The 13,618-nt window shown below is 63.1% G+C and carries 16 protein-coding genes; 7 read left to right on the plus strand and 9 right to left on the minus strand.

Annotation, left to right across the window (positions count from 1 at the left end; translation table 11 throughout):
* Window positions 1-36: 36 nt before the first annotated feature.
* From RFM68_RS14040 to RFM68_RS14065, 6 genes are all read right to left on the minus strand, one after another.
* A complete protein-coding gene (locus RFM68_RS14040) occupies window positions 37-381 on the minus strand; it encodes a cupin domain-containing protein (RefSeq protein WP_320233576.1) in 345 nt (114 codons plus the stop codon).
* Window positions 381-1,661, minus strand: a complete 1,281-nt coding sequence (locus tag RFM68_RS14045) for an O-acetylhomoserine aminocarboxypropyltransferase (protein ID WP_320233577.1) — start codon at window positions 1,659-1,661, stop codon at window positions 381-383. The genes RFM68_RS14040 and RFM68_RS14045 overlap by 1 nt, the downstream gene beginning before the upstream one ends.
* A 159-nt stretch (window positions 1,662-1,820) precedes the next feature.
* Window positions 1,821-2,342 carry a CoA-binding protein gene (locus tag RFM68_RS14050; RefSeq protein WP_320233578.1) on the minus strand — a complete coding sequence of 174 codons (522 nt, stop codon included), beginning with the start codon at window positions 2,340-2,342 and terminating at the stop codon, window positions 1,821-1,823.
* Window positions 2,339-3,118, minus strand: a complete 780-nt coding sequence (locus tag RFM68_RS14055; RefSeq protein WP_320233579.1) for a GNAT family N-acetyltransferase — start codon at window positions 3,116-3,118, stop codon at window positions 2,339-2,341. Before RFM68_RS14055 ends, RFM68_RS14050 begins: the two co-directional genes overlap by 4 nt.
* Window positions 3,105-3,887, minus strand: coding sequence for an AAA family ATPase (locus RFM68_RS14060; protein WP_320233580.1), 783 nt, complete (start codon window positions 3,885-3,887; stop codon window positions 3,105-3,107). Before RFM68_RS14060 ends, RFM68_RS14055 begins: the two co-directional genes overlap by 14 nt.
* A gap of 44 nt (window positions 3,888-3,931) precedes the next feature.
* Window positions 3,932-4,753 carry an enoyl-CoA hydratase gene (locus RFM68_RS14065; RefSeq protein ID WP_320233581.1) on the minus strand — a complete coding sequence of 274 codons (822 nt, stop codon included), beginning with the start codon at window positions 4,751-4,753 and terminating at the stop codon, window positions 3,932-3,934.
* Between the two features lie 152 nt (window positions 4,754-4,905).
* Between RFM68_RS14065 and RFM68_RS14070 the strand changes: the two genes are divergently transcribed.
* The 4 genes from RFM68_RS14070 (at window position 4,906) to rpsI (ending at window position 7,005) form a co-directional block, all read left to right on the plus strand.
* The gene (locus RFM68_RS14070) at window positions 4,906-5,355 is read left to right on the plus strand and encodes a PaaI family thioesterase (protein ID WP_320233582.1); all 450 of its coding nucleotides are present in this window, start codon (window positions 4,906-4,908) and stop codon (window positions 5,353-5,355) included.
* Window positions 5,356-5,402: 47 nt separating this feature from the next.
* On the plus strand, window positions 5,403-5,801 hold the full coding sequence (locus tag RFM68_RS14075; RefSeq protein ID WP_320233583.1) for a type II toxin-antitoxin system HicB family antitoxin: 399 nt from the start codon (window positions 5,403-5,405) through the stop codon (window positions 5,799-5,801).
* Between the two features lie 269 nt (window positions 5,802-6,070).
* On the plus strand, window positions 6,071-6,535 hold the full coding sequence (gene rplM / locus RFM68_RS14080; protein ID WP_140684827.1) for a 50S ribosomal protein L13: 465 nt from the start codon (window positions 6,071-6,073) through the stop codon (window positions 6,533-6,535).
* Window positions 6,535-7,005: a 30S ribosomal protein S9 gene (rpsI, locus tag RFM68_RS14085; RefSeq protein ID WP_320233584.1), complete on the plus strand. Its 471-nt coding sequence runs from the start codon at window positions 6,535-6,537 to the stop codon at window positions 7,003-7,005. Before rplM ends, rpsI begins: the two co-directional genes overlap by 1 nt.
* 91 nt (window positions 7,006-7,096) lie before the next feature.
* On the opposite strand, the gene RFM68_RS14090 is transcribed toward rpsI, so the two are convergent.
* Window positions 7,097-8,005 carry a LysR family transcriptional regulator gene (locus RFM68_RS14090; RefSeq protein ID WP_320233585.1) on the minus strand — a complete coding sequence of 303 codons (909 nt, stop codon included), beginning with the start codon at window positions 8,003-8,005 and terminating at the stop codon, window positions 7,097-7,099.
* Window positions 8,006-8,100: 95 nt separating this feature from the next.
* Here RFM68_RS14090 and RFM68_RS14095 point away from each other — a divergent pair, with 95 nt between their 5' ends.
* Window positions 8,101-8,973 carry an aldo/keto reductase family oxidoreductase gene (locus RFM68_RS14095; protein ID WP_320233586.1) on the plus strand — a complete coding sequence of 291 codons (873 nt, stop codon included), beginning with the start codon at window positions 8,101-8,103 and terminating at the stop codon, window positions 8,971-8,973.
* Window positions 8,974-9,168: 195 nt separating this feature from the next.
* Here the strand turns inward: RFM68_RS14095 and RFM68_RS14100 are convergent, their stop codons facing one another.
* Together RFM68_RS14100 and RFM68_RS14105 are read right to left on the minus strand one after the other, a co-directional pair.
* On the minus strand, window positions 9,169-10,227 hold the full coding sequence (locus RFM68_RS14100) for a glycerophosphodiester phosphodiesterase family protein (RefSeq protein ID WP_320233587.1): 1,059 nt from the start codon (window positions 10,225-10,227) through the stop codon (window positions 9,169-9,171).
* Window positions 10,228-10,310: 83 nt separating this feature from the next.
* The gene (locus RFM68_RS14105; protein WP_320233588.1) at window positions 10,311-11,525 is read right to left on the minus strand and encodes an acyltransferase family protein; all 1,215 of its coding nucleotides are present in this window, start codon (window positions 11,523-11,525) and stop codon (window positions 10,311-10,313) included.
* Window positions 11,526-11,650: 125 nt separating this feature from the next.
* On the opposite strand from RFM68_RS14105, the gene speB reads away from it, so the two are divergent.
* Both speB and argC read left to right on the plus strand, forming a co-directional pair.
* Window positions 11,651-12,652: an agmatinase gene (gene speB, locus RFM68_RS14110; protein WP_320233589.1), complete on the plus strand. Its 1,002-nt coding sequence runs from the start codon at window positions 11,651-11,653 to the stop codon at window positions 12,650-12,652.
* Between the two features lie 29 nt (window positions 12,653-12,681).
* The gene (argC, locus tag RFM68_RS14115; RefSeq protein WP_320233590.1) at window positions 12,682-13,614 is read left to right on the plus strand and encodes an N-acetyl-gamma-glutamyl-phosphate reductase; all 933 of its coding nucleotides are present in this window, start codon (window positions 12,682-12,684) and stop codon (window positions 13,612-13,614) included.
* Window positions 13,615-13,618 lie beyond the last annotated feature (4 nt).

Consider the following 13,618-nt stretch of genomic DNA (forward strand, 5'->3'; position numbering starts at 1 on the left):
CACTCCGGTGCAGATGTAAGCACGGCGTGAAGAACTCTACAGCCGGATCACATATTCCTTGCGCGTTGTCTCGAGCACCTCCCAGGTGCCCTTGAACCCAGGCCTCAGCACGAAACTGTCGCCCGCCCGTACGGTACGCGCCTCGCCGCCGTCCTCGGAGATCACGGAAACGCCGGACAGGATGTGGCAGAACTCCCATTCGTCGTAGGCGATGTGCCACTTGCCGGGCGTCGCTTCCCAGACACCGGCATAAAGGCCGCCATCCCGCTCCTCGACATTCCAGGTGCGGAATTTAGGATCGCCCGAAATCACCCGGTCCGGGGCCGGCGCGCCGGCCTCCGGTTCAACGCTGTCGACATCGACCGCAAGGAAGGTGGACATCAGACCTTCCCAAGCGCCTGATCGAGATCGGCGATGATGTCATTGACGTCCTCGATGCCGATCGACAGGCGCACCGTATCGGGGCCGGCGCCGGCCTTGACCTTCTGCTCGTCGGAAAGCTGGCGGTGCGTGGTCGAGGCCGGATGGATGACCAGCGACTTGGTGTCGCCGACATTGGCGAGATGCGAGAACAGTTCCAGCGCCTCGACTAACTTGATCCCCGCTTCATAGCCGTCCTTGAGGCCGAAAGTGAACACCGCACCGGCGCCCTGCGGCGAATATTTCTTCTGCAGCGCGTTGTTCTTGTCGCTTGGAAGGCCAGGATAGTTCACCCATGCAACCTTGGGATGGTCGGAGAGCCAGCCGGCGACGCTCGCCGCATTATCGCAATGACGCTGCATGCGGAGCGGCAAGGTCTCCAGGCCGGTCAGGATCAGAAAGGCGTTGAAGGGCGAGATCGCCGGGCCGATGTCGCGCAGGCCGAGCACGCGCGCGGCGATGGCGAAGGCGAAGTTGCCGAAGGTCTCGTGCAGGACGAGGCCGCCATATTCGGGACGCGGCTCCGACAGCATCGGATATTTGCCCGACTTCGACCAGTCGAAGGTGCCGCCGTCGATAATGGCGCCGCCGATCGAATTGCCGTGGCCGCCGATGAACTTGGTCAGCGAATGCACGACGATATCGGCGCCGTGCTCGATCGGCCGCACCAGATAGGGCGAGGCGAGCGTGTTGTCGACGATCAGCGGCAGGCCATGCCTGCGAGCGATATCGCCGATCTTCTCGATATCGACGAAGATGCCGCCGGGATTGGCAAGACTTTCGATGAAGATCGCCTTGGTCTTGTCGTCGATCTGGCTTTCGAAGGTCGCCGGATCATTCGCTTCGCCCCAGCGCACCTCCCAGCCAAAGTTCTTGAAGGCATGGCCGAACTGGTTGATCGAGCCGCCATAGAGCTTGTTGGCGGCGACGAAGTTGTCGCCGGGCTGCATCAGATTGTGGAAGACCAGCACCTGAGCGGCATGGCCGGAGGCGACGGCGAGTGCCGCGGTGCCTCCTTCCAGCGCGGCAAGGCGCTCCTCGAGCACCGCCTGCGTCGGGTTCATGATGCGAGTGTAGATGTTGCCGAAGGCCTTCAGCCCGAACAGCGAGGCGGCATGGTCGGCATCGTCGAAGACGAAGGAGGTGGTCTGGTAGATCGGCGTGGCGCGGGCGCCGGTTGCCGGATCGGGCTTGGCGCCTGCATGAACGGCTAAAGTGTTGAAACCGGGCGTACGGGTCATCGAAACCTCCCTCTCAAATCTTTCGAAAATCGCCGGGCATTCTTGGCGAAGCCCGAGTTGGAATGCAAAGAAGAAAATACCTTTCGGGGCGCGATCTGCGCCGAACGCCGGGGAAAATGCATTTCGTCCCGGAATAATTTTGCGCGAGCAGCCGCCCGCTTATTTCTGCCGCACGCCGAAGCTCTGAAACCCCGGGCGCATCAAAGGCTTTTTCGACGACAGAACGCCGGAGTTGACGCCGGTCCAGCCGATCTCGCCGGACAGCTTGCCATATTCGATCTTCGGGCAGCGGTTCATCACCACCTTGATACCGGCCGCCTCGGCGCGGGCAGCCGCCTCGTCATGGCGCACGCCAAGCTGCATCCAGACGACCTTGGGCAGCGGATCGAGTTTCAGCACCTGGTCGACGATGCCGGGCACCGCCGAAGAGGCGCGAAAAATGTCGACCATATCGACGGGCTGCGGCAGGTCGGCCAGGCTGGCATAGACCGTTCGGCCGAGAATCTCCTTGCCGGCATGGCCGGGATTGATCGGGAACACCGAAAATCCCTTCGACAACAGATATTTCAGCACGAAGTAGCTCGGCCGCACGTCATTGGGCGACGCGCCGACCATGGCGACGGTCTTCACCGAATTCAGGATGTCGGCGATGTGGGCGTTGTCGTAGGTTTCGTGGTTCATGCTGCGACGGTTTTCCTGCGGTAATGGTAACGATAGAGTTCCCGGTTGAAGCCGAGAGAAGCGTAGAGCGCGCGTGCCGGCGCATTGTCGGCGACCACCTGCAGGCAGCCTGACTTGGCGCCTGCCCGAGCCGCCCAGCCGATCAAACCGCCGACCGTCCTGCGACCAAGCCCCTGCTGCCTGAATCTGGCGTCGGTTTCAACCGCCTCGACGACAAGCAGCCCGTCGCGGATGACGCCGAAGGCAAAGGCGGCTACTTCATTGTCGCGCTCGCACGACACGAATGCCTTGTCGCCCGCAATCAAGCTCGTCATCTCGCGAAAGATACGACGCTCCGCGCCGTCATAGCCGCCCGTGCGAAAACGTGCCTCGAATGAGCGCTCGCTTGGTGTCGGGGAAACCGTGACGTCGTCGAAGAGGCCTCCCGCAAGCGCCTCGATGTCGGCATGGAGGTGGATCGTCCCGCCTTCCCGGCTGTAACCGCGGCGGTCAAGATCGGGTTCCAGTTCGGCGGCGATGTCTGGGATCCGAAACAGCGGGGTCTGGCCGTGGCCGGCGTAGAAAGCTTCGGCAGCGTCGATTACCCTCCACGGCGCGCCGCGCTCGCCACGCAAGGGGTTGGCGGAATTGCTGCGCCGGATGCGGCCGCCGGAGCGGCGCAGCAACCAGCCGTCGACCAGCGTCTCGAGCGCCGATGGCCATGCCTCGCGACAGGCCTCTTCGATTCGCCAGTCGAGATCGTCCGGGCTTATGCTCTCGCCGTCACTCATCGCCATCCCGCAATGCGTCTGCCATAAACATCCCGGGATCGCTGCAGAAGTCGCGCATCATGCGAAAATGATCGGTGTCCTGAAAATCGATCAGATCGAGGCCGAAGCGACTGATGCGGAAGAGCCGCGCATTCGGACAAGCCATCAGCAGCGGCGAGTGCGTGGCCATGATCACCTGTGCTGTGCCGGATTGCTCCATGCGGCGGAGCAGTTTCAAAAGCTCGATCTGGCGCGTCGGCGACAGCGCGCTTTCGGGCTCGTCGAGGATGTAGATGCCTTGCCGGCGGCAGCGCTCCTCGAAGAAGCGGATAAAGCCTTCGCCATGCGACCATGACAGGAAATCAGGCGGCGGCGGTCGGAACGGATCTTCCAGCGCGGCGCGATCGAGGTAGCGCGCAACGGAATAGAAGGACTCGGCGCGGAAGAACCAGCCGGCAGTGACCTTTGGCAGCCAATGAGCCCGGAATGTACCGGCAAGTGCCGTGCCGCTCCTGTCGATGGCAATGGAATGATCGACGGGCATGTAGCCCTTGCCGCCACCCGCCTCGTCATAGCCGGCCAGCGCGCCGATGGCTTCGAGCAATGTCGATTTGCCGGTGCCGTTCTCGCCGACGATGATGGTGATGGCCGAAGCGAACTCGAACTCGAATTCGCGGCCATGGAAGATCGGCAGGCTCCAGGGATATTTTTCCCAATCCGCGACGCGCGATGGCTCAAGCAGGATACGCTTGAGATAGGGCGCTTTCAGCCGCGTCAGTTGCTTGCGGGCAGCCACGTCGAACCTTCAGCGATGGAATGGGGCGGCTGCATTCAACTCGGCTACTTGTCGGTCCATTCGGGCTTGCGCTTGCCTATGAAGGCGCCGATGCCTTCCTCGGCGTCGCGCGCCAGCATGTTTTCCACCATCACCCGACTGGTATGGGCATAAGCGTCGGCCAGCCCCATTTCGGCCTGGGCGTAGAAGGCCTCCTTGCCGGTCTTGACGACCAAAGAAGATTTGGATGCAATGGTTTGCGCGTATTTGTTGACAACCTGATTCAGATATTCGCGCGGCACGATGCGGTTGATGAGACCGAACTCCTTTGCGGTCGCCGCATCGATCGTCTCGCCGGTGAGCAGCATTTCCATTGCCTGCTTGCGTGACACGTTGCGCGACAGCGCCACCATCGGCGTCGAGCAGAACAGGCCGATATTGACGCCCGGCGTGCAGAAGGTCGCCTCGTGCGAAGCGATGGCGAGGTCGCAGCTCGCGACCAATTGCAGGCCGGCAGCGGTGGCAAGGCCATCGACTTCCGCGATCACCGGCTTCGGATGGCGCACTATCGTCTGCATCAACAACGCGCAGGCCGCGAAGGTCTTTTCGAAGAAGGCCTTGCCCCGATCAGGCTCGGCGCGGTGCGCTGTCATTTCCTTGAGGTCATGACCGGCGCAGAACACCTTGCCGGACGCCGCCAGGATGACGACGCGCACGGATTTGTCGGCCTTCACGCGATCGAACTCCGCCTGAAGCGCTGCCATCGTCGCCAGCGAGAGCGCATTGGCCGGCGGGCTGGCGAGCGTCAGGCGCAAAACGCCCTTGTCCTGGCTGACAAGAACGGGGCCGTCGGCGACGGCTGGCTTGATGGCAACGACTTCAGCCATTTTGGAACCTCACAATCAGCGCTCGCGGACCATGGAGCAACAGAACTAGCACGCTGCCGGTTGAAGAACAGCCGCGAGACGTGTTTTCTCCGTCGCACCGTTTGGTCCAGGCATATCGCCAGGAGCTTGCCATCTCATATAGGACGCCGCCCATGCCTGCCCAAAGCAATCTGAAGCCAGTGCTCGACGCGGCTGAAGTCAATGCGCTGATGGCAAGTGTCTATCCGCAGCTCAACGACCACTTCACCTCCTATGAGGCGATCGATGTGTTTGCGGGCGGCTGCACGGTGCGGCTCAATGCCGATGAGCGGCATCTGCGCCCTGGCGGCACCGTCTCGGGCCCAGCCCTTTTTACGCTGGCCGATATCGGCGGTTATGTCTGCGTGCTCAGCCACGCCGGACCGGACGCGCTTTCAGTGACGGTCAACCTCGACATCAACTTCATGCGCAAGGCCGGGGCCGGACCGATCGACGGCCATTGCCGGATCCTTAAGCTCGGCAAGAGCCTGATGGTGTTCGACATCGACATCGTGGCAGGCCCCGATGGCCACACCGTCGCGCACGCCACCGGCACCTATTCGATCCCGCGTAAATCCACTTAACTTGATATCGGGCGACTTGAATTCGCTTGTGCAATCAGGAGACTGCGATGAAGAACTATTTCGCGCTGGTTGAAAAGGATGCAAACAGCGCGTTTGGTGTTCGCTTCCCCGATATTCCGGGCTGCTTTTCGGCTGCGGATGCACCGGAGGATATCGTGCCGAATGCTGTCGAGGCTCTGCAGCTTTGGGCCGAGGATATGTCCGTTCCTGAACCGTCCAGCCATGAGGTGATCGTATCGCTTCCCGAAATCCGTACCGCGCTGTCGGAAGGAGCATATCTGGTCTCGGTGCCGTTGATCGACAATGACAGCGCCGTGGTCAGGGCGAAAGTGACATTCGAACGTGGCGTGCTGCGCGCGATCGATGCCGCCGCGCGCGAGCGCGGTATCACCAGATCCGCGTTTCTCTCGAGCGCAGCCCGCAAGGAAATCGAGGCCAAGCACTAGCGCGAGGGCAATTGGCGCCGATCAAGCTTGTGGTAAAATAATACCATTCAACCAAGCTATTGTTTTTGCTTTATTTTATTCTCTGAACTCGCTTTCCATTGTCTTGACGCACCAGATGCCCTCGCCTATAAGCCCTGACGAAGCAGCGGCCCGCAAAGGCCGCCGTTTTGTTATTGGTGGGTGGCTCCGGCTGCTCAGTCAATCCAAGCAACAAGAAACGCCTTTTCCTGCCCTTGGCGGACGGGGAAGGTCAACCTGAGAGCAAAACCATGGCTACCTTTTCGCAGAAGCCTGCGGATGTGGTGAAGAAGTGGGTGCTGATCGACGCCGAGGGTCTCGTCGTCGGTCGTCTGGCCACCGTCATCGCCAACCATCTGCGCGGCAAGCACAAGCCCACCTTCACCCCGCATGTCGATGATGGCGACAACGTCATCGTCATCAATGCCGACAAGGTGGTGTTCACCGGCAAGAAGTACACCGACAAGGTCTACTACTGGCACACCGGCCATCCCGGCGGCATCAAGGAGCGCACCGCGCGCCAGCTGCTCGAGGGCCGCTTCCCCGAGCGCGTCGTCGAGAAGGCCGTCGAGCGCATGATCCCGCGCGGCCCGCTCGGCCGCCGCCAGATGAAGAACCTCCGCGTCTATGCAGGCGCCGAGCATCCGCACATCGCCCAGCAGCCCGTCACGCTCGACGTGGCCAAGCTGAACTCCAAAAACAAGAGGGCTTCGTAATGGCTGAGCTTTCCTCGCTCGCAGAACTCGGGACTGTCGCCGCGCAGCCGGCCGCGCCCGTGCACGTCCAGAAGCTCGACAAGTCGGGCCGCGCCTATGCCACCGGCAAGCGCAAGAACGCCATCGCGCGCGTCTGGGTGAAGCCTGGCTCCGGCAAGATCACTGTCAACGACAAGGAATTCGCGGCCTATTTCGCGCGTCCGGTGCTGCAGATGATCCTCAACCAGCCGATCGTCGCGGCCAACCGCGCCGGCCAGTACGACATCATCGCCACCGTCATCGGCGGCGGCCTCTCCGGCCAGGCCGGTGCGGTGCGTCACGGTATCTCCAAGGCGCTGACCTACTACGAGCCGGGCCTGCGCTCGGTGCTCAAGAAGGGTGGCTTCCTGACCCGCGACAGCCGCGTGGTCGAGCGCAAGAAGTACGGCAAGGCGAAGGCCCGCCGCAGCTTCCAGTTCTCGAAGCGGTAATAAGCGCTTGAGGCCAAGTTCTCGAAGCGCTGAGCGCTTCGAGGTCGAAGCTTTTCGAAAGGCCGCCTCCGGGCGGCCTTTTTTGTTTCTGCTACCAGTGTCCGGCCGACGTTTTGATGTAGTCGATGAAAGCGCGCAGCGGTGCTGGCACCAGGCGGCGGCCGGGGTAATAGAGAAACGGTCCGGAGAAGCTTTGCCACCACGGCTCCAACACGGGTTCCAGAACGCCGGCCGCGAAATGCGGGCGCACCCAATCCTCGAAAAGCCAGAGAATGCCCACGCCGGCGATCGCCGCATCGACGGCGAGATCGACGCCGCCACCGATGCCGACGACCAATGGCCCCGTGGGTTCGACCCGCACCACCTCGCCGTCGCGCTCGAACTCCCAGGGCGTCATGGCCCCGCTCGGAAAGCGGCCGCGCAGACAGGCGTGGCAAAGCAGGTCGCGCGGGTGTTGCGGCCGGCCGTGCCGATCCAGGTAGGCCGGCGCGGCCGAGGTGGTGAAGCGCTGCGTGCGCGGCCCGATTGGCACGGCGATCATGTCCTGCTCCAACCGCTCGTCATAGCGGATGCCGGCGTCGCAGCCGGCCGCCAGCAGATCGACAAAGCTCTCCTCCGCAATCACCTCAAGACGAATGGCAGGATAGGCAGCGAGAAATCCCGGAACGATCTTGGGCAGCACCAGCCGCGACGCGCTTATCGGCACATTGAGGCGTAAGGTTCCGGCCGGCCGGTCGCGAAAGCCATTCACCACATCGAGTGCGGCCTCGACTTCACCCAGCGCAGGGCCAAGCCGGGCCAGGAGGCTCGCGCCTGCCTCGGTCAAGGCGACACTACGCGTGGTGCGGTTGAAGAGCCGCACACCAAGTTGCGTTTCCAACCGGCGGATGGCCTCGCTGAGCGCGGACGCGCTGCCCGCCGTCGCGCGGGCGCCCTCGCGAAAACCGCCGGCGCGTGCCACGGCCATGAACGCTTGGAGATCGCTGAGCTCAGCTGCCATTGTTCTTAGTTCCGCACAAGCTGTCCCAATTATATCGGGTTATCAGGACAACAGCCATGCCCTATCTCCCTCGCCGACAGCGAAGGAGAACTGCAATGTCCAGTGTAAACAAATCCGGCACCTACAAACTCGGCGGCCGTTCGGTTCATCGCCTGGGCTACGGCGCCATGCAGCTTGCGGGCAAAGGCGTGTTCGGTCCGCCGAAAGACCATGACGCGGCCATCGCCGTGCTGCGCGAAGCGGTGGCGCAAGGTGTGAACCATATCGACACCAGCGATTTCTACGGCCCGCATGTGACCAACAAGCTGATCCGCGAGGCACTGGCGCCCTATTCCGACGACCTCCTCATCGTCACCAAGATCGGCGCGCGCCGTGGCAGCGATGCCTCATGGCTGCCGGCTTTTTCGCCGAAGGAACTCGAGCAGGCCGTGCACGACAATCTCAGCAATCTCGGGCTTGAGGCGATGGATGTCGTCAATCTGCGCCTCATGTTCGATGTGCACGGGCCAGCGGAAGGCTCGATCGAGGCACCGCTGACGGCGCTCGCCGAGCTGCAGCGCAAGGGTCTCGTGCGCCATATCGGCCTGAGCAACGTGACCCGCGCGCAGGTCGCGGAGGGCCGCAGGATCTGCGAGATCGCCTGCGTGCAAAACCAATACAATCTGGCGCATCGGGACGATGACGCGCTAATCGACGACCTGGCGCGCGACGGCACGCCCTACGTGCCGTTCTTCCCGCTCGGCGGCTTCAGCCCGCTGCAGTCCTCGACCTTGTCGGGTGTGGCGAAACGGCTTGGCGCGACGCCGATGCAAGTGGCGCTGGCGTGGCTGTTGCAGCGTTCGCCCAACATCCTTTTGATCCCAGGCACGTCGTCGGTTGGGCATCTGCGGGAAAATCTTGCTGCTGCGGAGCTGACGCTGTCGGCGGATGTGCTCGACGAACTGGATGGCATGGCGAAAGCCGCGTAAGGTCGGCGCCATCACCCCGCCCGCGCCTGCGGCGCGACCTCCCGATCAAGGGGAGGTAGGGGCGCCGCCTATCTTTCGACGGCCATCCCCAACCTTTGCAGATGTCGACCGTTGGCGAGTTTGCCGCAACCTCCTACCTCCCCTTGATGGGGAGGTCGGCGCGAAGCGCCGGGTGGGGTGAAGCGCCAACGCCGGCTAATTGATACTGGCTGTATGCGCCGGCTGAGCCGGTTTCGCGTCCGTCGTATAAGGCACGCGAAAACCGTTCGCCGTCAGCCATGCGATCGCCGCCCTTGGCTCATCCGTCTGGATGATCGTGGCGCCGCGGTCGACCCAGAAACCCCAGGCCTCGCGCGGCAGGCTGGCGGCGACGGCCAGTTCGTCGCCGCGGCCGCCGGCGAGGAAGCCGCCGGGCTTGTTTACGATGGCATAGGTGTCGGCCCAGAGATGCCAGCCGCCCCGCGCTGCCTCCGCCCGCATGCGCGTGCTGAACAGCGGACCGCCGGTCGAAGTAAGCGTCTCGGCACCGTTGCGCCAGTTGATCAATTCGATGGCGCGCGGCGCAAACGCCTTGTCGACCTCACCGGCGAAGGCGGCATCATGCACGGCATCGTCTGCAAGGATCGGCATGAACTCAAAACCGCCTCCGGCCTGGGCAAGCGCGGTCCTGGCGGCATCGATGCGCTGGCGGTTCCAAAGGTTCTCCTTGACGATCACCTGGTCGGTCATGCCGAGATCGCGCGCCACCGCGATCATGCCCGGCAGGTCGGTCACTTCCAGCTTGTTGTCGAGGTTGATCAGGATCCTGCCCCTGGTGGCAAGCAGCATCTCGCGCAGCGTCGATACCGTTTCGTTGGTAACAGCGCCTGTGCCTTCGATCACCAGCCGGCACTTCTTCAGCTCCGTCAGCGTGTAGTTCACCACCTCGCCTTTGCAGGTGGTGGTGCGGTCGAGCCAGCTGTCATGCATGATGACAAACGCACCGTCTTTCGCGCGCCGGACGTCGACCTCGACGATCTCGGCGCCGATAGCGATCGAGCCTTCGACCGCGGCCAGCGAATTCTCGGCGTAAAGCGTCTTGCCGGCCTGCATGCTGCCGGCCCGGTGCGCCGCGATCATCACATGATCGCGCCACTGGTTTGCGTGCGCGAAACGGTCGAGGATCTGACTGGCGCGTGTCTCGCCGGCTAAGGTTTGGTTCGAGCCAGCCGCAAGCGCGGCGGAGAGAAGAAGACTCAGCCAGAGTATTCGCATCGGGGAATCGCTCCGTTCCGTATCGAGCCCCGGTTAGGCGATGCCCATGACAAGGCGGTGAACGAAGCCGGCTAGTTTTTAGCTCAGATCCGCTTGGAAGCGCGGCGGAACCAGGCCAGAGCCGGCATTTCGACGAAGCGCCAGGTGAACCAGGACGCGACGATGACGGCGATCAACATCGCGATCAAAGCCACGAAACCGATCCATGGCGAGCCGGTGCCGAACCCGGTCGCATGGTCGCCGCGCAGCGTCAGATCGCCGACAATGCCGAGCTCGAGCCTGCGTTCGATGAGGCCGCCGACATTGATCATGCGGGCCTGGACGAAGATGTGGACCATGTAGATCGAATAGGAGAGCGAGCCGAGCAGCAGCATCGGCCGGCTGCGCAGAGCCAAACTGACCCAGCCGCCCTCATGGGCAAAAAGATAAAGCGCCAGCGCGAAGACGACCGGCGCTGCGATGCCGGCGTCATTCATCCCCGCAACCGAGACGAACAGCGTGATCACCGCAATCATCGCAAGCTCGGCCAGCGTCCAGGCGAGGCGCCCTGCCCCACCGCTAAGTGCCTGTCGCGCCTCTGCAATGGAATCGTGCTGAAACCAGGCAAGCAAAGCGCCGAGCGAGAAGCCGTAAAGGCAGCGGATGAAGCCGAAATCGAAGGACACGTCCATATGACGCGTCGAGGCCGCAAGCAGGAAAAGAGGCGCTGTCACGGCGGCGGCGACGAACCATATCCAGGCGCGTTGGCCGGCGGCGAAGACGACGGCGGCAAAGAGCAGATAGGTGAAGAACTCGGCCGAAATGCTCCAGCTCGGCGCGTTCCAGCTCAGGTGATCCTCAACGCCCATGCCCTGCAAAAGGAAGAGATTGGCGACGAGGCTTTTCAGATCGAAACCGCCGGTGAAGGGCGCGACACCAGTTCCGTGCAGCGCCGGCAGAACCAACCGCAGCGCCTCGAAGCCCGCAAAAGCGGTAAGCATCAGGACATGCAGCGGATAGATGCGGCCGAAGCGCACCAGTGCGAACCGGGCAAGGTCGTCCTGCTCGTTCAGCCGGCTGCCATAGGCGCTGGCAATGACGAAACCGGAGAGCACGAAGAAGAAATCGACGAACAGGTAGGAGCCGCCGACAAACGCGCTCTGCGAAACTATCGAGGTCGTCGGAAAGTGGAACAGCGCCACCAGCAGCGCGCAGATGCCGCGCCAGGTATCCAGCACCAGGAAGCGCTCGCCGGCCACCGTGCCGACACGGGTCGCCGCGGGTGCGGATGCAAGGTTGAGCAAAGCGGTCTCAGCCATAATGATACAGGTCCTGTGTTGCCGTGGCACTCGCCGAGCGCCGCCCCGTTTCCGCAAGCTGTGACTGGCATGTTGCGTGCCGGTTCGGTAGTTGTGGCTGCCCCGATGAAAACCGAGGATTCCTAATGGCGAACAATGAGATCGACCACGCCTTCACTGCCCGCTCCAAGACGGGCGCGTCGTTCGAGCCGACCTATGCCGGCGCGCTGTCGTTCATGCGGCGCAAATACTCGAAGGATGTGAAGGGCGCGGACGCCGTGGTATGGGGCATTCCTTTCGACGCCGCCGTCACCAATCGGCCTGGCGCTCGCTTCGGGCCGCAGGCGATCCGCCGTGCCTCGGCGATCCTCGACAACGATCCGCAATATCCGTTCTCGCGCGACCTGTTCGAGCATCTTTCGGTCGTGGACTATGGCGATTGCCTGCTCGACAGCGGCAATCACCAGAAGACTCCCGGCACGATCGAGCGCGAGGCGGCCAAGATCCTGAAATCAGGCGCGTTCCTTTTGACGCTCGGCGGCGACCACTTCGTCACTTGGCCGCTGCTCAAGGCGCATGCCGCGATCCACGGGCCGCTGGCGCTCGTGCAGTTCGACGCGCATCAGGACACCTGGCCGGATGACGGCAAGCGCATCGACCACGGCTCCTTCGTCGCCCGTGCGGTAAAGGAGGGCATCATCGACCCGGATCGCTCGATCCAGATCGGCATCCGCACCCATGCGCCCGACACGTTCGGCATCAAGATCCTCTACGGCCATGAGGTCGAGGAGATGCGGGCGTCGGACATCGCCTACGCGATCGTCGACCGGACTGGCGGCAGAAAGACCTATCTCACCTTCGACATCGACTGCCTCGATCCGGCCTTCGCGCCAGGCACCGGCACGCCGGTGGCCGGCGGCCCCTCCTCGGCAAAGATGCTGTCGACCCTGCGCCAGCTCGGCCAGATCGACATCGTCGGCGCCGACATCGTCGAGGTTGCGCCGGCCTACGATCATGCCGATATTACGGCGATCGCCGGGTCGATCATCGCCATGCACTATCTCGGCCTGTTGGCGGAGCGAAAGGCACGGCTCGACGAATTGGGCAACGGCAATCATGCCGCCGTAAATCACGCTAACGGCATATAACATTGGAATCGCAAGGAATTTTATAAGCGATGAAACCGAAAATCTTCATTGACGGTGAACACGGCACGACGGGCCTGCAGATCAGGGCGCTGCTGTCCGACCGCGGCGACCTGGAGATCATCTCCATCCCCACGGAACGCCGCAAGGAAGCCGCGGCGCGGGCCGAATTCCTCAACGCGGCCGATGTCGCGATCCTTTGCCTGCCGGATGCGGCGGCGAAGGAAAGCGTGTCGCTGATTACGAACGACGCGACCAAAGTGATCGACGCCTCGACCGCGCATCGCGTGGCCGAGGGCTGGGAATATGGCTTCGCCGAAATGGACAAGGACCAGGCGAAGAAGATCGCCAGCGCGAAACGCATCGCCAATCCAGGTTGCTGGCCGCAAGGGCCGATCGCGACGCTGCGGCCGCTGGTTGCGGCCGGTCTGCTGCCCCCCGACTTTCCGGTCACCGTCAACGGCATCTCCGGCTATTCCGGCGGCGGCCGGCCGATGATCGAGGACTATGTCGACAAGGGCGAGGACGCGCCCGAGTTCCTGCCCTACGGGCTGACGCTGCAGCACAAGCACGTGCCGGAGCTCAGGGCCTACGCGAAGTTGTCGCACGACCCGATCATGCAGCCGGCTGTCGGCAATTTCGCGCAAGGCATGATCACGGTGGTGCCGCTGCATCTGGCCGGTCTCGCCCGCGTGCCGACAGGCGCCGAGCTCCACGCGGCGATCGCCGACCATTACGCCTCGATTGACGGCGGCGTGGTCGAGGTAGCGCCTTACACCCATACGGAGCGCATGCCGGAGATCGACCCGGAGGTCTATAACGGCACCAACCGGATGAAGGTCTATGTGTTCGCCAATGACGAGCGGGCGCAGGCGCTGCTGATGGCCGTCTACGACAATCTCGGCAAGGGCGCGTCCGGCGCCGCGGTGCAGAACCTCGACCTGATGCTCGGCATCAAGCACTGAGCTC

This window comes from Mesorhizobium montanum (assembly GCF_033977145.1).
Lineage (GTDB): Bacteria > Pseudomonadota > Alphaproteobacteria > Rhizobiales > Rhizobiaceae > Mesorhizobium > Mesorhizobium montanum.

What these genes read in the sequence shown, in the direction of transcription:
- RFM68_RS14040 (WP_320233576.1), bottom strand. Translation starts at nt 381, where the DNA reads ATGTCCACCTTCCTTGCGGTCGATGTCGACAGCGTTGAACCGGAGGCC.
- RFM68_RS14045 (WP_320233577.1), bottom strand. Translation starts at nt 1,661, where the DNA reads ATGACCCGTACGCCCGGTTTCAACACTTTAGCCGTTCATGCAGGCGCC.
- RFM68_RS14050 (WP_320233578.1), bottom strand. Translation starts at nt 2,342, where the DNA reads ATGAACCACGAAACCTACGACAACGCCCACATCGCCGACATCCTGAAT.
- RFM68_RS14055 (WP_320233579.1), bottom strand. Translation starts at nt 3,118, where the DNA reads ATGGCGATGAGTGACGGCGAGAGCATAAGCCCGGACGATCTCGACTGG.
- RFM68_RS14065 (WP_320233581.1), bottom strand. Translation starts at nt 4,753, where the DNA reads ATGGCTGAAGTCGTTGCCATCAAGCCAGCCGTCGCCGACGGCCCCGTT.
- RFM68_RS14070 (WP_320233582.1), top strand. Translation starts at nt 4,906, where the DNA reads ATGCCTGCCCAAAGCAATCTGAAGCCAGTGCTCGACGCGGCTGAAGTC.
- RFM68_RS14075 (WP_320233583.1), top strand. Translation starts at nt 5,403, where the DNA reads ATGAAGAACTATTTCGCGCTGGTTGAAAAGGATGCAAACAGCGCGTTT.
- rplM (WP_140684827.1), top strand. Translation starts at nt 6,071, where the DNA reads ATGGCTACCTTTTCGCAGAAGCCTGCGGATGTGGTGAAGAAGTGGGTG.
- rpsI (WP_320233584.1), top strand. Translation starts at nt 6,535, where the DNA reads ATGGCTGAGCTTTCCTCGCTCGCAGAACTCGGGACTGTCGCCGCGCAG.
- RFM68_RS14090 (WP_320233585.1), bottom strand. Translation starts at nt 8,005, where the DNA reads ATGGCAGCTGAGCTCAGCGATCTCCAAGCGTTCATGGCCGTGGCACGC.
- RFM68_RS14095 (WP_320233586.1), top strand. Translation starts at nt 8,101, where the DNA reads ATGTCCAGTGTAAACAAATCCGGCACCTACAAACTCGGCGGCCGTTCG.
- RFM68_RS14100 (WP_320233587.1), bottom strand. Translation starts at nt 10,227, where the DNA reads ATGCGAATACTCTGGCTGAGTCTTCTTCTCTCCGCCGCGCTTGCGGCT.
- RFM68_RS14105 (WP_320233588.1), bottom strand. Translation starts at nt 11,525, where the DNA reads ATGGCTGAGACCGCTTTGCTCAACCTTGCATCCGCACCCGCGGCGACC.
- speB (WP_320233589.1), top strand. Translation starts at nt 11,651, where the DNA reads ATGGCGAACAATGAGATCGACCACGCCTTCACTGCCCGCTCCAAGACG.
- argC (WP_320233590.1), top strand. Translation starts at nt 12,682, where the DNA reads ATGAAACCGAAAATCTTCATTGACGGTGAACACGGCACGACGGGCCTG.